This is a genomic window from Spirillospora sp. NPDC049652, from assembly GCF_040675125.1.
In the GTDB taxonomy this organism is placed as follows: domain Bacteria; phylum Actinomycetota; class Actinomycetes; order Streptosporangiales; family Streptosporangiaceae; genus Spirillospora.
In genome coordinates this window covers 1-1,821 of sequence record NZ_JBFAOF010001221.1, presented here as the reverse complement: position 1 = coordinate 1,821, position 1,821 = coordinate 1, and the positions used below count along the sequence as shown (strand labels likewise).

Here is a 1,821-nt window from a genome sequence, read left to right as displayed (position 1 = left end):
CGGGCGGGCAGCGCGAGGCGGAGCCGGGCGGTCTCGACGGGCAGACCGGGGGCGTGGGGCCGGTCGGCGGCGTGCCGGGCGACCTCGTCGGCGAGGCGGCGGTGGAGGGCTTCCCAGTGGGCGGGGTCGGCGAGCCAGTCGCCGTCGAGGGCGACGGCGCCGGGGGGCGGCTGGCAGCCCATGACGGTGAGGTCGGCGCGGCGGAGGACGCCGTGGCGGCGCAGGACGTGGGCGCCGTCGGGGCGGTCGGGCCAGGTGGCGAGTTCGCGGGCGCGTTCGGCTCCGGCGCCGCGGCGGACGAGGGTGGGCGGGCGGACGTCGAGGACGCTGACTCCGGCGACGGCGCGGCGTCCGGGGTCGCGGAGCAGGGCGGTGTCGCCGACGTGGAGGGCGAGGCGGTGGTTGAGGGTGAGGCGGGCGGTGTCGGGGCCGAGGGGGCGGAGCCGGACGGGGACGGCGGCGGAGCCGATGTGGAGGGTCATCTGGCGGGCGAGGCGGCCGGAGGCCTCGCCGAAGCGGGTGCGGACGTCGACGGTGGTGGCGGTGGTCCAGCCGGCGGGGCTGACCAGGGCCATGCCGCGGGTGACGTCCTCGCGGGGGACGCCGCGCAGGTTGAGGGCGACGCGGGCGACGCCGGCGGCGTGGTCGACGCGCTGCCTGGTGGTCTCGATGGCGCGGACGCGGACGCGTCGTCCGGCGGGCATGAGGAGGAGTTCGTCGTCGGTGCGGATCGTTCCGGCCGGGAGGGTTCCGGTGACGACGGTGCCGCTGCCGGGGACGGTGAAGGCGCGGTCGATCCAGAGCCGGACGGGGGCGGCGGGGTCGGGGACGGGCAGGCGCGCGGCGAGGCGGTCGAGGGCGGCGACGAGTTCGGGGAGGCCTTCGCCGGTGGTGGCGCTGACGGTGACGGCCTCGACGCCGGCGAGGCCGGTGGTCTTCAGGCGGGTGCGGGCCTGGCGGAGGGCGAGGCGGGGGTCGGCGAGGTCGGCGCGGGTGACGGCGAGGACGCCGTGCCGGACGCCGAGGGCGTCGAGTGCGGCGAGGTGCTCCTCGGTCTGCGGCATCCAGCCCTCGTCGGCGGCGACGGTGAGCAGGACGGCGGGGACGGGGCCGACGCCGGCGAGCATGGTGGTGACGAAGCGTTCGTGGCCGGGGACGTCGACGAGGGCGAGGCGTTCGCCGGAGGGCAGGTCGGTCCAGGCGTAGCCGAGGTCGAGGGTGAGGCCGCGGCGGCGTTCCTCGGCGAGGCGGTCGGGTTCCATGCCGGTGAGGGCGCGGACGAGGGTGGATTTGCCGTGGTCGACGTGCCCGGCGGTGGCGACGACCTGCATCAGCGGCCTTCCGTGCTGGTGTCCGGGCCGGAAGGCTCGGCCTGGGTGGCGGAGGCCGGGGCGGCGGGGTCCGGGGTGGCCGAGGCCAAAGCGTCCGGAGCCGAGGCGGACGCGGGCGGAATGGCCGAAGCCGGGGCTGCCGGAGCCGGGGACGCGGGCGGAGCCGTAGCGGCCGCGGCCGGGGTGGCCGGAGCCGGGGTGGCCGGGCCGGGCAGCGCCGAAGCGGCCGGTGCTGCGGTGAGCGGGGCCGGGGTGGCGGGGGGTGGGGTGGGTGGAGTGAGGGCTTTGGTCACGGTGGCGCGGAGGTTCTCGTCGTCGGTTGGGTGGATGGAGCGCAGGTCGAGGAGGAGGCGGTCGTGGTCGAGCCGTCCGATGACGCGGGCGGCGCGCAGGAGGGGGTCGGTGGCGGCGGGCAGGGAGACGGCGTGGCTGGGGAGGTGGACGCCGGGTGCGCCGCCTCCGCCGACGACGGCGGTGGTGGCGGTGACGC

Annotated in this window: 1 protein-coding gene and 1 pseudogene; both read right to left on the bottom strand. The window is 78.5% G+C overall.

Translation table 11 applies throughout. From position 1 onward, the window contains the following. A partial coding sequence (gene selB / locus AB0J52_RS38755) for a selenocysteine-specific translation elongation factor (RefSeq protein WP_500188035.1) occupies positions 1–1,331 on the bottom strand: 1,331 nt, incomplete at its 3' end. After that, positions 1,331–1,821: pseudogene (locus AB0J52_RS38750) on the bottom strand (hypothetical protein); the annotation flags it as partial. The gene selB and the pseudogene AB0J52_RS38750, both read right to left, overlap by 1 nt.